The following is a 16,688-nucleotide window of genomic DNA, read 5'->3' on the forward strand; positions in this document are numbered from 1 at the left end:
GTGCAAACTGAGTACAAAACGACTCAGATCAGATACACTCCTCATTCTCTCTGATGATGATTTTTGGTAACTCCATTCACTATGGCAGGAAATAAACCCTTCAACAAACCCACTGAACCTCGTGACCCGCAGGTCGCCGGGCTGAAAATGCCGCCGCATTCCATGGAGGCGGAACAGTCGGTGTTGGGCGGTTTGATGCTGGATAACGAGCGCTGGGACGATGTGGCCGAGCGTGTCGTGGCCGAGGATTTTTACACCCGCCAGCACCGCATGATCTTCACCGAAATGCATCGCCTGCAGGAGATGGGCAAACCCATCGATTTGATTACGCTTTCTGAATCGCTCGAACTTCAGGGGCAGCTCGAAAGCGTCGGCGGTTTTGCGTATCTTGCGGAGCTGTCGAAAAACACGCCAAGTGCTGCGAACATCAGCGCCTATGCCGATATCGTGCGCGAACGCGCTGTCGTGCGAGACATGATTTCCGTCGCCAATGAAATTGCCGACGCCGGTTACGATCCGCAGGGCCGCACCAGCGAAGATCTGCTCGATCTCGCCGAATCGCGCGTGTTCCAGATAGCCGAAAACCGCGCCAATAAAGACGAAGGCCCGAAGAGTATCGATCAGATCTTAGAAGCCACCGTCGCGCGTATCGAAACGCTCTATCAGCAGCCGCACGACGGCGTGACGGGCGTGGATACGGGCTATCAGGATCTCAATAAAAAGACCGCGGGCTTGCAGCGCTCAGATCTAATTATCGTCGCGGCGCGTCCGTCGATGGGTAAAACCACCTTCGCGATGAACCTGTGTGAAAACGCCGCGATGCTGCAGGATAAACCGGTGCTGATCTTCTCCCTTGAGATGCCCGGCGAGCAGATCATGATGCGTATGCTGGCGTCGCTCTCCCGTGTGGATCAGACGCGCATCCGTACCGGCCAGCTGGATGACGAAGACTGGGCGCGTATTTCCGGCACGATGGGCATCCTGCTTGAGAAGCGCAATATGTATATTGACGACTCCTCAGGCCTGACGCCGACGGAAGTGCGCTCCCGCGCGCGGCGTATTTATCGCGAGCACGGCGGCTTAAGCCTGATTATGATCGACTACTTACAGCTGATGCGCGTGCCGTCGCTCTCTGATAACCGTACGCTGGAAATCGCTGAGATTTCCCGCTCGCTGAAAGCGCTGGCGAAAGAGCTTCAGGTGCCGGTGGTGGCGCTCTCGCAGCTTAACCGCTCGCTGGAACAGCGCGCCGACAAGCGCCCGGTGAACTCGGATCTGCGTGAGTCCGGCTCTATCGAGCAGGATGCCGACCTTATCATGTTTATCTATCGTGACGAGGTGTACCACGAAAACAGTGACTTAAAAGGCATCGCGGAGATTATTATCGGTAAGCAGCGTAACGGCCCGATAGGCACGGTGCGCCTGACGTTTAATGGGCAGTGGTCGCGGTTTGATAACTACGCGGGTCCCCAGTACGACGACGAATAAAATCCCCGTCATCCTTCACGCCGCAGGTGCGTTGACTGCGCTCGCTCACCCCGGTCACTTAGTTTACTAAGCTCCCGGGGATTCACGAGCTTGTCGCCTTCCTGCAACGCGAATGATTTAGGGGATTTACGGTAACTCTTTAAATAAGCAAGGAAAGTCAATGCAAGCGGCAACTGTGGTAGTAAACCGCCGCGCTCTGCGTCACAACCTGCAACGCCTGCGTGAACTGGCGCCTGCCAGTAAACTGGTTGCGGTGGTGAAGGCAAACGCCTATGGACACGGTCTTCTTGAGACCGCCCGCACTCTCCCTGATGCCGATGCGTTCGGCGTAGCCCGTCTCGAAGAGGCGCTGCGCCTGCGCGAAGGCGGCATTACCCAACCCATTCTTTTGCTCGAAGGTTTTTTCAACGCAGCCGATCTGCCCGCGATTGCCGCGCAACGATTCCACACCGCGGTACACAGCGAAGAGCAACTGGCGGCGCTGGAGCAGGCGACGCTCTCAGAGCCTGTCACCGTCTGGATGAAGCTCGACACCGGTATGCATCGCTTAGGCGTGCGCCCGGAGGCGGCGCAGGCGTTTTACGACAGGCTCGCGGCCTGTAAAAACGTACGTCAGCCGGTGAACGTGGTGAGCCATTTCGCACGTGCCGACGAGCCAGACTGCGGTGCCACCGAACGCCAGCTTGATATCTTTAACAGCTTTACCCACGACAAACCGGGTAAGCGCTCGATTGCCGCGTCCGGCGGGATCCTGTTCTGGCCACAGTCGCATTTCGACTGGGTGCGCCCTGGCATTATTCTCTACGGCGTGTCGCCGCTGGATACGCACCCGTGGGGCGCGGAGCTTGGTTTTCAGCCTGCGATGTCGCTGACGTCAAGCCTTATTGCCGTGCGCGATCACAAAGCGGGCGAACCTGTCGGCTACGGCGGTACCTGGGTGAGCGAGCGCGACACGCGGCTTGGCGTTGTGGCGATGGGCTATGGCGACGGGTATCCGCGCTGCGCGCCGACGGGCACGCCGGTGCTGGTCAATGGCCGTGAAGTGCCCATTGTCGGGCGCGTGGCGATGGATATGATCTGCGTTGATTTAGGCCCTGACGCGGCGGAGAAAGCAGGGGACACGGTAGTCATGTGGGGCGAAGGATTGCCGGTCGAGCGTATCGCCGAAGCGACAGGTGTGAGCGCTTACGAACTTGTTACGCGACTGACCTCAAGAGTGGCGATGCGTTACCTGGATTAAAGGCCATACGAGTGTTTCAACGTCTGGCGGTGGGTGCGCTTCGCTTACCCACCCTACCAACACCGGCGCGTCTTCTGTAGGGCGGGTAAGCGCAGCGCACCCGCCGTGTTTATTAACGCTGCGCGCCCGCCATCTTCCCCAGGGCATCGCACCCGTCACATTGCTCTCGATCTGCTGCGCTATCCGGTTTATTGTGAGGACACATCACACCGTAAATCTGGAGAACCAAGCGTGTTTCAGAATGTTGACGCCTACGCCGGCGACCCCATCCTCTCGCTGATGGAACGCTTTAAAGAAGATCCCCGCAGCGACAAAGTAAACCTGAGTATCGGCCTCTATTACAACGAACAAAATATCATTCCACAGCTGCAGGCCGTAGCGCAGGCGGAACAACGGCTGAACGCGCAGCCGCACGGTGCCTCGCTTTATCTTCCGATGGAAGGGCTCAACAACTATCGCAGCGCCATTGCGCCGCTCCTGTTCGGTGCCGATCACCCGGCGCTGGCCGCAGGGCGTATCGCCAGCATCCAGACGGTGGGCGGTTCCGGTGCGCTGAAAATCGGTGCGGATTTCCTTAAGCGTTATTTTCCGCAGTCCCGTGTCTGGGTGAGCGATCCGACCTGGGAAAACCATGTCGCTATCTTTAACGGCGCAGGCTTTGAAGTAAGCACTTACCCCTGGTTTGACGAAGAGACCAACGGCGTGCGTTTCGAAGCGCTGCTTGAAAAGCTCAACACGCTGCCTGCGCGCGATATCGTGCTGCTGCACCCGTGCTGTCACAACCCGACTGGTGCCGATCTGACTAACGCCCAGTGGGACGCCGTGGTTGACGTGCTAAAAGCGCGCGAGCTTATCCCGTTCCTGGATATCGCTTATCAGGGCTTTGGCGCAGGCATGGAAGAAGACGCCTACGCTATCCGCGCTATCGCCAGCGCGGGCCTGCCAATGCTGGTCAGCAACTCATTCTCAAAAATCTTCTCGCTCTATGGCGAGCGTGTGGGCGGCTTGTCCGTGGTTTGTGACGATGCGGAAACCGCTGCTCGCGTGCTCGGTCAGCTGAAAGCGACCGTGCGCCGCAACTACTCCAGCCCGCCGAATTTCGGCGCGCAGGTCGTGGCCACGGTGCTTAACGACGCCACGCTGAAAGCGCAGTGGCTCGCGGAAGTGGAAGCAATGCGCCGCCGCATTCTGGAGATGCGCCAGGCGCTGGTGGATGTGCTCAAAACAGAAGTGCCGGGGCGCAATTTCGATTATCTGCTTAAACAGCGCGGCATGTTCAGCTATACCGGCCTGAGCGCCGCGCAGGTTGATCGCCTGCGTGATGAGTTCGGCGTGTATCTGATTAGCAGTGGACGCATGTGCGTGGCGGGCCTTAACAGCCGTAACGTAAAACAGGTGGCACAGGCGTTTGCCGCCGTGATGTAACGCCGTTTAAAAGCGCTGCCTGGCAGCGCTTTTGCTATTCTGCAACTCTGTTTTCGGATCTTCTTAAATGTGATTCGCCGATTTGTAAAATATCATTAGTTTTCACAAAGCAGCCGCCTTTTATACCTCCCCACCGTTAAAGCACAACATTACTTTTTTAAAACTTTAATGCGCTTTTCGTGAGTTATTTTCCATATTTGTTCATTAGTGGATGCCTTAACTACGTACGCGTTTTGCTGCTATTTATTTCGGGAATGTGTAATTACTTTTTATTGACGGAAAGGTTTGTATTCTTTTACAGGAATTTTTTGTGGAAATTGCATCGTGGCGATATAGGTAAAACTACTTTTATGTAGTCAGGTCGCGGGTACAACAACTATCAATTCGCAGCCTGTAAACAAGGATTGTTGAGGAATTAACGTGATTTTTTATCGTGCAACCGTATGTATAGCGGTCCTGTCTTTGCTGGCGGCCGTTCGCTCCCAGGCTTTCGCCGATACTCCTGAAAATCAGCAGTCATTAAATCAAAAACAGCAGAACGAAGCCCGCCAGGAAAGCCTGGCTACGCAAAGTAAATCCTTACTTTCATCCACCAGTAATAAACCTGAAGAGGGGCTGAATTTACCTCAGGAAGCGCCCTGCTATCCTGTTAACGCCATTGAGTTTGAGAATAAAAACGCGGTAGCGCACTGGATGACATTTCAGGATGTGATGCGCAGCGTGAGAGGGAAATGCGTTGGTATTAATGGTTTGAAAATGATCCATAAAGCGGTGCAAAACCGGCTGATAGAACATGGCTATATTACGACGCGCGTATTGATTCCGGCGCAGGATCTCAAAAGCGGCACGCTCAAGTTTCAAATTCTTCCGGGCACGATTAGCGATATTGTTTTTAAAGGCGACGGTGGAGAATATATTCATGCAATAAATAATTTTCCTGAACGTGAGGGCGACGTTCTCGATTTGCGTGGCCTTGAACAAGGGCTCGAGAATCTGCAACGCACGCCTGGCTCTGAGGCAACGATCAATCTTGTGCCCGGCGCGAAGCCGGGCGAAACGCGCGTTGAAGTCATGCGTACTCAGCCGAAACACTGGCGTCTCGGAGCCTGGGCGGATGACTCCGGCAGCAAATATACCGGGCGTTATCAGAGCGGTCTGGCACTTTATCTGGATAATCTCACCTCGTTTAACGATATGTCTTATATCGCTTATGGCGGCGGGCTTAAAAATGAGGATGGCAGGCGCAGCGATAACGTCTCGGCGTTTTACTCAGTCCCGTGGGGGTACTGGCAGCTTGAACTGTATGGCAGCAAATACCGCTATACCCAAACTATTCATGACAGTGTCTCCCGCTATCTCTATAGCGGCATTGAAAAATACCTCAGCGCGCAGCTTAGCCGGGTTATTTACCGCAGCGCCAGCCAGAAAACCACGCTGGCGATAAAGGTTTTCCGCCGTCATTCCACGTATCTGCTTAATGATGTGGAAATCGAGGTGCAGCGGCGAAAAACCAGCAACTGGAAGCTGTCACTGGAACATCTGGCATATCTCCCGTTCGGACAGATCAAAGGCAGTCTGGGCTACCAGAAAGCCGCGCACTGGTTTAATGAACAAGAGGATGCCGAAGAAATGGTCGGCAACGCCGATGCGCAGGCGCGCATTATTACGCTCGGCGTTGATGGCGCGTTCCCGTTCAGATTTGGCGATGTCGCGATGAGTTATGAGCCGCACTTTATGTCTCAGACATCGCCGGATCGCCTGACGCAGCCGGATAAATTCACGATCGGCAACCGCTGGACGGTGCGCGGTTTCGATGGCGAAACCACCATTTATGCTGATAAAGGCTGGTATCTGCGCAACGACATTAATCTCAATCTGCCGCAGTGGGGAATGCAGCCCTATCTTGGTGTTGATTACGGCGAAGTAAAAGGCTCGAAAAATGATTACTGGAGCGGCAAGCAACTGGCGGGCGCGGCGCTTGGCGTACGCGGCGTAAAAGGCCAATTTGGCTACGATCTCTTTGCCGGCGTGCCGCTTATGAAACCGCAGGATCTGCATACCAGTCCTTTCACGCTCGGTTTTGCCGTGCAGTGGCAATACTGACTCCATCTTGCTGGCACGATGTGTAAAATTACAGCAGAACGCCAGCGAAATTTTGCCTTTTGCCGCTCAGCCTGCACACTTAGAAGATCACTATTTTTAAGGGGCAGCGTATGTGGTTTCAACAAACCCTGACATTAAAAGCCAGACCGCGGGGTTTTCACCTCATCACTGATGAGATAGTCAGTCAGCTTCCCGCGCTTTCACAGGTGAAGACCGGGCTGCTGCATCTCTTGCTTCAGCACACCTCAGCCTCTCTAACGCTTAATGAAAATTGCGATCCTTCGGTGCGTCGCGATATGGAGCGTTATTTTCTGGGCGCTGTACCGGATAACGGGCATTACGAGCATGATGATGAGGGGCCGGACGATATGCCGGCGCATATCAAATCTTCCACGCTTGGCGTTTCCCTGACATTACCGGTTAAGCAGGGACGCCTGCTGCTCGGCACCTGGCAGGGTATCTGGCTTGGAGAACACCGTAACCATGGCGGTTCGCGGCGCATAGTCGCGACGCTTCAAGGAGAATCCTTATGACTAATTCTGATTTGCTGGATTACTGCATGAACAAACCGGGCGCTGAACAGAGCGAACATCGGGAGTGGAAAGCGGCGCAAATTAAAGTCGGCGATGTGATGTTTGCGATGGTGCACGAGGTTAACCAGCGTCCTGCCGTGTCACTGAAAACCAGCCCGGAGCTGGCGGAACTCTTGCGTCAGGAACACAAAGACGTGTTTCCCAGCGCACAGCTGAATAAAGCGCACTGGAGCACGGTCTTTCTGGATGGCGACCTGCCGGATTCGCAGATTTACTATCTGGTTGATGCGTCGTATCAGCAGGCGCTGGGTCTGCTGCCAGAGCACATTCGCCAGCAACTGTCGGTATGAACGCTGGCAAGCGATGCTATTTCGCGATGCCTGACAGCGCGTTATGTGATTGAGCGACTAAGGGTGCCGGTCACCAGATCCAGCAGCCTGATCGTCAGGGACTGAATGCGCGCGCGCAATGCGATCTCACTGCTGTTAGCGTGGATCTGCGCGATCGTTTTCTGTTTATTCAGCAGCGCAGTCATATCGTCTTCACTGATAAGCCCCTGCGCCCGATCCAGCAGCGCCTGAGCGGTTAACTCCGCGCTGGTTTTGATAAATGTCTCTCTGTCGCTCAGGCCCTGTTTCAGGAGACCAAGACATTCATCCACCGCGATTTTCCCGGCCTGCTTCTGAAATTGCGGCGATGCCAGTAGCTGGCTGACGGCGTTAATTAGCGTACTCATGAACACTCTCCTCTACTCACAGGGCGAAGCGGGGCGTCTGCATTCGCCCCGGACCGCTTCGAGATAAGCCAGCCGGGCCTGATCACGCCAGAGCGCGGCCTGTGCTGGCGTAAAAGGGCGATGCTGTTTCAGTAGCCGGGCATGATCTTCCTGATAGACAGACTGCAACAGGCGCAAATTATCGGTGCGCAGCGGGTCACCCAGGCTTTCGGCATACGCGAGGGCTTCAGCAAAGCGCAACTGCAGAGTGTGGTCAGCGTCTTCGAGCGCGGCGGTGTCCAGCACTCCCGAGGGCGCGGTAAAATCGTCGATAAACTGCAAATGTGCCGCCATCAGATCGGTTAACTGCGCATGCGCGCGTGGTTGATAATTTCCTACCAGACTGCACGCTGAAATGAGCACCGTCAGACAAAGCAGCCACCCCGGAAGATAGCGCGTTAGCGTTGATATGCGCGGCATAAGATCCCCCTGCGTTTGCCCGCTCTGTATGAATTCAGCAGCAGACCGTGGCGCGCGCAAATCATCTTTGCTCACGCACTTCGCAAGAAACATCATCAGAAATAAGTGAGGGTAAATGAGGCGCGTCGGGCCGGACGACCCGACGCGTAAGAGTTACTTCAGAAGCGGTTTCAGGAAGCGAGCGGTGTGCGAGGCTTCGCACTCCGCCACGGTTTCCGGCGTACCGGAGACGAGGATCTCGCCGCCGCCGCTGCCGCCTTCCGGGCCCAGATCGACGATCCAGTCGGCGGTTTTAATAACATCCAGATTGTGCTCAATCACCACGATCGTATTGCCCTGATCCCGCAGCTGATGCAGTACCGCCAGCAGTTGCTGAATATCCGCGAAATGCAGACCGGTGGTTGGCTCATCAAGAATATAGAGCGTCTGCCCGGTGCCGCGTTTTGAAAGTTCACGGGCGAGTTTGACGCGCTGCGCTTCACCACCGGAAAGCGTGGTGGCGGACTGGCCGAGACGAATATAAGTCAGGCCCACATCCATCAGCGTTTGCAGCTTACGCGCCAGCGCTGGAACCGCGTCGAAAAACTCACGCGCTTCTTCGATGGTCATATCCAGCACTTCATGGATGGTCTTGCCTTTATATTTGATCTCAAGCGTTTCGCGGTTATAGCGTTTGCCTTTGCACTGATCGCACGGCACGTAGATATCCGGCAGGAAGTGCATCTCAACCTTGATAACGCCATCGCCCTGGCAGGCTTCACAGCGGCCGCCGCGTACGTTAAAGCTGAAACGGCCCGGCGTATAGCCGCGAGCACGCGCTTCCGGCACGCCCGCGAACAGTTCACGCACTGGCGTAAAGACGCCCGTGTAGGTCGCCGGGTTCGAGCGTGGCGTGCGGCCAATCGGGCTTTGATCGATATCGATAACTTTATCGAAATGTTCCATGCCCTGAACGTCGCGATACGGTGCCGGTTCGGCGATCGTCGCGCCGTTGAGCTGGCGCTGGGCAATCGGGAACAGCGTATCGTTGATAAGCGTCGATTTACCGGAGCCAGAAACGCCAGTCACGCAGGTAAAGAGCCCAACCGGCAGCGTCAGGGTAACGTCTTTGAGGTTGTTGCCGCGCGCACCGGTCAGCTTCAGCACTTTTTCCGGATCGGCTTTCACGCGCTCTTTCGGCACTTCAATCTTGCGCTTACCGCTCATGAACTGGCCCGTGAGCGATTCCGGCACCGCCATAATGGCGTCAAGCGGGCCTTCCGCGACGACCTGGCCGCCGTGTACGCCCGCGCCCGGGCCGATGTCGATCACGTGGTCGGCGGCGCGGATGGCGTCTTCATCGTGCTCCACCACAATCACGGTATTGCCAAGATTACGCAGGTGAATCAGCGTACCGAGCAGACGTTCGTTATCGCGCTGGTGCAGGCCGATGGACGGCTCATCCAGCACATACATCACGCCCACCAGGCCCGCGCCAATCTGGCTTGCCAGACGGATACGCTGCGCCTCGCCGCCCGAAAGCGTTTCCGCCGAACGGGAGAGCGTCAGGTAGTTCAGGCCAACGTTCACCAGGAATTTCAGGCGATCGCCAATCTCTTTCAATACTTTTTCAGCAATTTTGGCGCGCTGGCCGGAGAGCTTCATGTTATTGAAGAACTCCATGGCGTGGCCGATGCTCATGTCGGAAATGGTCGGCAGCGCGGTGTTTTCGACAAACACGTGGCGCGCTTCGCGACGCAGACGCGTACCTTCACAGGTGGCGCACGGGCGGTTGCTGATAAATTTCGCCAGCTCCTCGCGCACCGCGTTGGATTCGGTCTCTTTGTAGCGGCGCTCCATATTGTGCAGCACGCCTTCAAACGGATGACGACGCACGGACGTATCGCCGCGATCGTTCATATATTTGAATTCGATAGTTTCTTTACCGGAGCCGAACAGCACCGCTTTCTGCACTTTATCGCTGAGCGTATTCCACGGCGCTTCGACGTCAAACTTATAGTGTTCCGCCAGCGAGCGCAGCATCTGGAAATAGTAAAAATTGCGGCGATCCCAGCCGCGGATGGCGCCGCCCGCGAGCGACAGCTCGCCGTTCTGCACCACGCGATCCGGGTCAAAATATTGCTGCACGCCAAGACCGTCACAGGTCGGGCATGCGCCAGCCGGGTTGTTAAACGAAAACAGGCGCGGCTCAAGCTCGCGCATACTGTAGCCGCAAATCGGGCAGGCGAAGTTGGCGGAGAACAGCAGCTCTTCCGCTTTTTCGTCATCCATATCCGCCACGACCGCCGTACCGCCGGAAAGCTCAAGCGCGGTTTCAAACGATTCGGCCAGGCGCTGCGCTAAATCTTCACGCACTTTAAAGCGGTCCACGACCACTTCGATGGTGTGCTTCTTCTGCAATTCCAGCTTCGGTGGATCAGAGAGATCGCACACTTCGCCATCGATACGCGCGCGGATATAACCCTGGCTTGCCAGGTTTTCCAGCGTCTTGGTGTGCTCGCCTTTACGCTCTTTAATGACCGGCGCAAGCAGCATCAGGCGCTTGCCCTCAGGCAGCGCCAGCACGTTGTCGACCATCTGGCTGACGGTTTGTGCCGCAAGCGTAACGTCGTGATCCGGGCAGCGCGGTTCGCCGACGCGGGCGTAGAGCAGACGCAGATAGTCGTGGATTTCCGTGATAGTCCCCACGGTAGAACGCGGGTTATGGGACGTCGATTTCTGCTCGATGGAGATAGCAGGCGACAGCCCTTCGATATGATCGACATCCGGCTTTTCCATCAGCGACAGGAACTGACGCGCGTAGGCGGAAAGCGACTCGACATAACGGCGCTGCCCTTCAGCGTAGAGCGTGTCGAAAGCCAGCGAAGATTTGCCGGAACCCGACAGCCCGGTCACGACGATCAGTTTGTCGCGCGGAATGACGAGATTGATATTTTTGAGATTGTGGGTGCGGGCGCCCCGAACTTCTATCTTATCCATTCACCTTTCCTGGATTTGAACGCTAATGCCTGGGTGTTTGAAGGACAACCGGTGGCCAGAAACGGTTAATTATGACACAATTTAACCTGAATGGATATCCAGTATTTATTTGCAACTGTGTATACTGTGTGAACATTTCCTGAAGCCGTCTCGCAGCTATCAACATTGAAGGCTGACGTGGTAGAATGGAATGTTTACACTATTAAGAAATGTTTTCAGGAGACACGATCATGGCCAGCAGAGGCGTAAACAAGGTGATTCTCGTCGGTAATCTGGGGCAGGACCCGGAAGTACGCTACATGCCGAACGGCGGGGCCGTGGCGAACCTGCGCCTGGCAACTTCCGAATCCTGGCGCGACAAGCAGACCGGTGAGATGAAAGAAGTGACCGAATGGCACAGCGTCGTGCTGTACGGGAAACTGGCGGAAGTGGCAGGCGAATATCTGCGCAAAGGCTCGCAGGTGTACATCGAAGGCCAGCTGCGTACCCGTAAGTGGCAGGATCAGAGCGGTCAGGATCGCTACTCTACCGAAGTTGTGGTGAATGTCGGTGGCACCATGCAGATGCTGGGCGGCCGTCAGGGCGGCGGCGCAGGAGGCAACATGGGCGGCGGTCAGCAGCAGGGCGGTTGGGGTCAGCCTCAGCAGCCGCAGCAGCAGGGTGGCGGCGCGCAGTTCAGCGGCGGCGCACAGTCCCGTCCGCAACAGCAGGCGCCAGCGCCTTCTAACGAACCGCCGATGGATTTCGACGACGATATCCCGTTCTGATAGCGCGGCGTTCCGCACGGAATGCCTCTCTTCAGAAAGTGTTGAAAAGCTCTGCTCCGGCAGGGCTTTTTCTTTATGGTTTTCGGCTGAGGCTGTTGAGTGCTTCGGGCCGATTCCCGCCAGGCACAGTTGTTTGTATCGTTGAGCACAATGCACCTTTTACTGACGATTAACGGCACCCGGTTTTTCTCTGCTGGCACGATTAAACCGCCGACAAATGAAGGGCATGACGCTTTTCCGCGATGCGGCGCTAAATCTCGCCGCCGGAATGCCGATATAGGTTGCATGAAGTCTTCATACGTTCCGTACGTTTTCGGCAGGGATGATGCCCCACAGTGCAGGTTAGCCCATGTCAGAAAGAGATCGCGACCAACTCCTTAGCCAGGCGACCGACCAGTACTGGCAACACATTATTCCGATCGTCTGGCTGGCGTTGCTGATTCATGTCGGGCTGATTTTCCTGTTTCTGTTGATGAGTATTCCGACGCTCGCCATTTTTAATATTTTCAGCGTGATGGTTTATATCCACTGCCTGAATGAAATAGAGCATTACCGGTATCTGTATGTCGGTACGCTGATGAGCGTGGAAATTCTGGCGCATGCCGTTGCCACTACGGCGTTGCTGGGCTGGGAGAGTAATTTTTACCTGTTTGTTTTTTCGCTGATCCCCATCGTGTCGTTCAGCTTTCAGCAGGTGCCGGTCCGGCGCGCGCTGTTCCTGGCCGCGATTGCGGTGCTTGGCACGGTGGGTTACGCGCTGCGACATCACACCGGTACGGCGTCCGGGTTAAGCCCGTCAGTGCTGAACGGCATCGGCATTGCGAACGCCGTGATGGCGATTGGGCTGTTAACGTACACCACGCTACGTTCGGTAGAATTCACCCACACGATGAAATTCGATCTGTTTAATACGGCGAGCCGCGACAGCCTGACGAACCTCTATACCCGGCGTCACTTTATGCATCAGGTTTCGCTGCTCGATAAACAGGTGGGCAGTCATAACGTAACGCTGTTGCTGCTGGATATCGATCATTTCAAGGCCATTAATGACAGTTGCGGTCACAGCTATGGCGACATGATTTTGCAGCGCATCGCGCGGGCGATTACCGACAACGTGCGCGAAAGCGACATCGTGGCGCGCTGGGGCGGTGAAGAGTTTCTGGTAATGATGCCGGATACATCACTGGCAGATGCCAGACGTGTGGCGGAGCGGCTGCTGACGCGCATTCAGGAGTGGGTTGGCCAGACGGATAAAAATCCGCGAGAAGTCACCGCGACGCTTGCGATCAGCGCTTTCGGCAAAGATGAAGAGTTTGAAAAAGCGCTCAATCGCGCTGACAAAATGTTGTACGCCGGTAAGCAACAGGGGAGAAACCGTCTGGTTATTGCCGATTAACTTTCTGATTTAAAAGTTAAAAAAGAACAGAAATAACCCCGGGGTACTCCTTAGTTAGCATTTTCCCGGTGGGGGTGAAGTGCCATGCTCTGCGATTCCTTCCTGTGCGACGGCGTTTATTGACGAGCCCGCCAGTTGCCGCCCGCAGGTGAATTTCACACAGGGAATGCAAGCGATGACACAGGAACCGAATCCGTTTACCGCCGCCTGGAGCCGTAACGGCAATTTGCTCTGCCACGGCCACTGGATTATTACGTTTGAAGAACGCCCGGTGACGCTGCCGCAACACTGGCAGGATAAGGCGATGAACACCTGGGGGATCTACTCGATTATCGATCCCGAGGACGAAACGTTCGCCGACGGGCTGGAAGAAGAGGAGTGGATTGTCGAGAACGTCGAGTGGCTGACCGACTGGTTTTTCGATAACCATATTCCGCTGGAGGAGCATTATTACCGCGCCTTCTGGCGGGCTATCAATAAAGCGGACTGGCGCTGTACCAGTTGCGCCGGTTGTATGTAAGGGCCTGGCAGAAAATAAAAAAGCCCCTGATACAGGGGCTTTAATGAAGACGGTGAGGTTATCAGGTCACGACCATCGGCCATTCTGGCGGCGTGTGGCTCATCACTTCCACCATGACGTCTTTCATATTGTGCCAGATGGCGTGAAAGTCGATGCTGACGCCGAGCAGGCCCGTCGCGAAGACGCAGGACGCGGCGATACCCAGCCCACTGCTGATCACCGCCAGCGCCTGGTAGTCGGATTTGCGAAACTGAATATTAAGCGTGCTGGCAAGAAACATTAAAACCGCACCCAGAAGTTGCCAGCGCATCAGTACCATGCTGGCGGTAAGCGTAGCCATGAAACCAGTCCTCAAAAAGCGTTCTGCCGCGCGGGGGCCGGAACGCGGCAGGCCTGGCGCGGCGCTAAAATTTAACGTGACGGCAAGCATGTAAACTTGCACACTAAGTGTGAACTGTATCACATTTGTTGTTTTATTCGCCAGTCTGGCGGGCGCGCTTTGGTGAAAAAAAGCGCACGATCCACAAGATCGCCGGCAACCGTTCGCAATAAAAAATGATCGAAAAGAAAGCAGTGAAAGAATCCCACAACGGATTTTACTAATGCATAAATTTTCATTTCGACACAAAAAAACGCCGCCCGTACATTTTTTCGGCAGCTTTGATTAATTTAACTTAAAACGCTTTCTGAAGTGGTTGATGAATTTTTAGCACGGTTATCAACGCGGATATTTCACTTAAGAAAAATTAAATAGCCATTCCCTATTTTCCTTATGGCAAATTTTAATGTTTCGCGTGAAATATTGGATGGATAACTGGAAATGGCTATTGCCAATGCGTGCTGATTGATGCAACGTAAACACCTGTTTGCGATGTGTCTCATCAGGCGATTAATGTGACACAGAAAGCAGGGATATGAGGCCATAATGAATTTCAGGGCACGACGTCAGGCGTTGCGAATCTCAGGCATAATCATGGTGGTCTTACTGCCTGTGATGCTTGCGCTTTGGGCCGCCCATCATCGCGCGGTCAACGAGACGCGGGCGCACCTGGATACCTTCGCACAACTGGTCCTCAACCGTACCGAGCTGGTATTAAGCCATGTCGATGAAGCCCGTAATGAAGCCGAAAAATATCAGGGCGAAATATGTTCCTCTGCGCATCAGCGTAATATGCTGGATATTTCACGCGGGCAAATTTATATCGAAGATCTCATTTACGCCCAGGGTGATGAACTATTATGTTCCCCTCTGTTCGAACAGCCTTTTATTCTCTCGCCTGCGAATTACACGCGCTCGCCGGATATCGCCATTTATTATTATCGTGACACGCCATTCTTTTCCGGCCACAAAATGGTTTATTTGCGTAAAGGTAATTATGTCGCGGTGGTTAACCCGCTCTCCTTTAGCGAAATATTATCTAATGATGACACTATCACTTATGGCGTGTATGACACCGTCACCCGGGAGTTTTTTTCGGTAAGTGACAAAGCTGACGCCCGTGCGCTCGCGCCTTTTGCGCGTTCACAGAATACGGATTTCCAGAAAGATGGCCGTTTCTGGTCGATAGTGCTTTCTGGTAAGCGCCCGATTGCCGTCGCCGTTTCCACCAGCGACGCCTGGTTCTGGCAGGCGTGGCGGCATCAGATGTCGGTCATGCTGCCCCTTGGGCTTATCATGGGCGGTTTGCTGGTTTTTCTCGGCTCGCGCACCCGTCACCGTTTTAACTCGCCGAGCCGCCAGCTCCAGCGCGCGTTGCATAAACGCGCGCTGCGCCTGCATTACCAGCCGATTATGGATATCAAGCACGGCATGTGCGTCGGTGCGGAAGCGCTGCTGCGCTGGCCCGGCTATAACGGTCAGGTGATGAGCCCGGCGGAGTTTATCCCGCTGGCCGAGAAAAGGTGATGCTGCCAACTTACTGATTTAGTGTATGATGGTGTTTTTGAGGTGCTCCAGTGGCTTCTGTTTCTATCAGCTGTCCCTCCTGTTCAGCTACTGACGGGGTGGTGCGTAACGGCAAAAGCACCGCCGGACATCAGCGCTATCTCTGCTCTCACTGCCGTAAAACATGGCAACTGCAGTTCACTTACACCGCTTCTCAACCCGGTACGCACCAGAAAATCATTGATATGGCCATGAATGGCGTTGGATGCCGGGCAACCGCCCGCATTATGGGCGTTGGCCTCAACACGATTTTCCGCCATTTAAAAAACTCAGGCCGCAGTCGGTAACCTCGCGCATACAGCCGGGCAGTGACGTCATCGTCTGCGCGGAAATGGACGAACAGTGGGGATACGTCGGGGCTAAATCGCGCCAGCGCTGGCTGTTTTACGCGTATGACAGGCTCCGGAAGACGGTTGTTGCGCACGTATTCGGTGAACGCACTATGGCGACGCTGGGGCGTCTTATGAGCCTGCTGTCACCCTTTGACGTGGTGATATGGATGACGGATGGCTGGCCGCTGTATGAATCCCGCCTGAAGGGAAAGCTGCACGTAATCAGCAAGCGATATACGCAGCGAATTGAGCGGCATAACCTGAATCTGAGGCAGCACCTGGCACGGCTGGGACGGAAGTCGCTGTCGTTCTCAAAATCGGTGGAGCTGCATGACAAAGTCATCGGGCATTATCTGAACATAAAACACTATCAATAAGTTGGAGTCATTACCGCGGCTCAGAATATACTTATCTGGATAATAATCTTTACGTCTGCCCGGAGTGCGCCCACGAATGGCGCGAAGGCGAAACCGGTGTTGAAAGCGACGCCCTGGTCGTTAAAGACGCCAACGGCAACCTGCTGGCCGATGGCGACAGCGTCACAATTGCTAAGGATCTCAAGGTCAAAGGCAGCTCATCGATGCTGAAGATTGGCACAAAAGTGAAAAACATCCGTCTGGTGGAAGGCGATCATAACATTGATTGCAAAATCGACGGCTTTGGCCCGATGAAGCTCAAGTCGGAGTTCGTCAAAAAAAGCTGACGGAGCCACAAGGCGCATTTTTCCTGGGCTGGCAGCCTGCGCTGCCAGCGTCAGGCCGTCCA

16 protein-coding genes are annotated in these 16,688 nt (G+C 55.0%); 12 read left to right on the plus strand and 4 right to left on the minus strand.

The features are described from left to right. Positions 1 to 81: 81 nt before the first annotated feature. The 6 genes from dnaB to CSK29544_RS06885 all read left to right on the plus strand — a co-directional run bounded on the left by dnaB (position 82) and on the right by CSK29544_RS06885 (position 7,139). Positions 82 to 1,488 carry a replicative DNA helicase gene (gene dnaB, locus CSK29544_RS06860; protein WP_004388597.1) on the plus strand — a complete coding sequence of 469 codons (1,407 nt, stop codon included), beginning with the start codon at positions 82 to 84 and terminating at the stop codon, positions 1,486 to 1,488. A gap of 160 nt (positions 1,489 to 1,648) precedes the next feature. Then, a complete protein-coding gene (gene alr / locus CSK29544_RS06865; protein WP_007888898.1) occupies positions 1,649 to 2,728 on the plus strand; it encodes an alanine racemase in 1,080 nt (359 codons plus the stop codon). A 231-nt stretch (positions 2,729 to 2,959) separates the two neighbouring features. Next, on the plus strand, positions 2,960 to 4,153 hold the full coding sequence (gene tyrB / locus CSK29544_RS06870; RefSeq protein WP_004386194.1) for an aromatic amino acid transaminase: 1,194 nt from the start codon (positions 2,960 to 2,962) through the stop codon (positions 4,151 to 4,153). Positions 4,154 to 4,573: 420 nt separating this feature from the next. Beyond that, complete coding sequence (locus CSK29544_RS06875) at positions 4,574 to 6,256, plus strand: ShlB/FhaC/HecB family hemolysin secretion/activation protein (RefSeq protein ID WP_029039409.1); 1,683 nt, start codon at positions 4,574 to 4,576, stop codon at positions 6,254 to 6,256. Between the two features lie 110 nt (positions 6,257 to 6,366). Then, entirely contained in the window at positions 6,367 to 6,789 is a 423-nt protein-coding gene (locus CSK29544_RS06880) for a secondary thiamine-phosphate synthase enzyme YjbQ (protein WP_029039408.1), read from the plus strand. Further along, complete coding sequence (locus CSK29544_RS06885; protein WP_007893292.1) at positions 6,786 to 7,139, plus strand: MmcQ/YjbR family DNA-binding protein; 354 nt, start codon at positions 6,786 to 6,788, stop codon at positions 7,137 to 7,139. The genes CSK29544_RS06880 and CSK29544_RS06885 overlap by 4 nt, the downstream gene beginning before the upstream one ends. A 41-nt stretch (positions 7,140 to 7,180) precedes the next feature. On the opposite strand, the gene CSK29544_RS06890 is transcribed toward CSK29544_RS06885, so the two are convergent. The 3 genes from CSK29544_RS06890 to uvrA form a co-directional block, all read right to left on the minus strand. Beyond that, a complete protein-coding gene (locus CSK29544_RS06890) occupies positions 7,181 to 7,525 on the minus strand; it encodes a hypothetical protein (RefSeq protein ID WP_007893291.1) in 345 nt (114 codons plus the stop codon). A 12-nt stretch (positions 7,526 to 7,537) separates the two neighbouring features. Next, on the minus strand, positions 7,538 to 7,984 hold the full coding sequence (locus tag CSK29544_RS06895; protein ID WP_007893290.1) for a hypothetical protein: 447 nt from the start codon (positions 7,982 to 7,984) through the stop codon (positions 7,538 to 7,540). Positions 7,985 to 8,137: 153 nt separating this feature from the next. Continuing rightward, on the minus strand, positions 8,138 to 10,963 hold the full coding sequence (gene uvrA, locus CSK29544_RS06900) for an excinuclease ABC subunit UvrA (protein ID WP_004386200.1): 2,826 nt from the start codon (positions 10,961 to 10,963) through the stop codon (positions 8,138 to 8,140). 230 nt (positions 10,964 to 11,193) lie between these two features. On the opposite strand from uvrA, the gene ssb1 reads away from it, so the two are divergent. The 3 genes from ssb1 (at position 11,194) to CSK29544_RS06915 (ending at position 13,646) form a co-directional block, all read left to right on the plus strand. Continuing rightward, positions 11,194 to 11,730, plus strand: coding sequence for a single-stranded DNA-binding protein SSB1 (gene ssb1 / locus CSK29544_RS06905; protein WP_004386202.1), 537 nt, complete (start codon positions 11,194 to 11,196; stop codon positions 11,728 to 11,730). A 349-nt stretch (positions 11,731 to 12,079) separates the two neighbouring features. Next, positions 12,080 to 13,126 carry a GGDEF domain-containing protein gene (locus CSK29544_RS06910; RefSeq protein WP_007893286.1) on the plus strand — a complete coding sequence of 349 codons (1,047 nt, stop codon included), beginning with the start codon at positions 12,080 to 12,082 and terminating at the stop codon, positions 13,124 to 13,126. Positions 13,127 to 13,301: 175 nt separating this feature from the next. Continuing rightward, positions 13,302 to 13,646 carry a PM0253 family protein gene (locus CSK29544_RS06915; RefSeq protein WP_004386204.1) on the plus strand — a complete coding sequence of 115 codons (345 nt, stop codon included), beginning with the start codon at positions 13,302 to 13,304 and terminating at the stop codon, positions 13,644 to 13,646. A gap of 61 nt (positions 13,647 to 13,707) precedes the next feature. Here CSK29544_RS06915 and CSK29544_RS06920 read toward each other — a convergent pair whose 3' ends face one another. Then, entirely contained in the window at positions 13,708 to 13,986 is a 279-nt protein-coding gene (locus tag CSK29544_RS06920; RefSeq protein ID WP_004386205.1) for a YjcB family protein, read from the minus strand. Between the two features lie 633 nt (positions 13,987 to 14,619). Here CSK29544_RS06920 and CSK29544_RS06925 point away from each other — a divergent pair. From CSK29544_RS06925 to CSK29544_RS06935, 3 genes are all read left to right on the plus strand, one after another. Continuing rightward, on the plus strand, positions 14,620 to 15,552 hold the full coding sequence (locus CSK29544_RS06925) for a CSS-motif domain-containing protein (RefSeq protein ID WP_007893277.1): 933 nt from the start codon (positions 14,620 to 14,622) through the stop codon (positions 15,550 to 15,552). A 50-nt stretch (positions 15,553 to 15,602) separates the two neighbouring features. Further along, a protein-coding gene (locus CSK29544_RS06930) for an IS1-like element IS1B family transposase (RefSeq protein ID WP_095033700.1) occupies positions 15,603 to 16,300 on the plus strand; the annotation gives its coding sequence in 2 pieces (ribosomal slippage) (positions 15,603 to 15,852 and positions 15,852 to 16,300; 699 coding nt in all). Next, the gene (locus CSK29544_RS06935) at positions 16,297 to 16,626 is read left to right on the plus strand and encodes a zinc ribbon domain-containing protein YjdM (RefSeq protein WP_046622990.1); all 330 of its coding nucleotides are present in this window, start codon (positions 16,297 to 16,299) and stop codon (positions 16,624 to 16,626) included. The genes CSK29544_RS06930 and CSK29544_RS06935 overlap by 4 nt, the downstream gene beginning before the upstream one ends. Positions 16,627 to 16,688: the final 62 nt, after the last annotated feature.

The organism is Cronobacter sakazakii (assembly GCF_000982825.1).
Lineage (GTDB): Bacteria > Pseudomonadota > Gammaproteobacteria > Enterobacterales > Enterobacteriaceae > Cronobacter > Cronobacter sakazakii.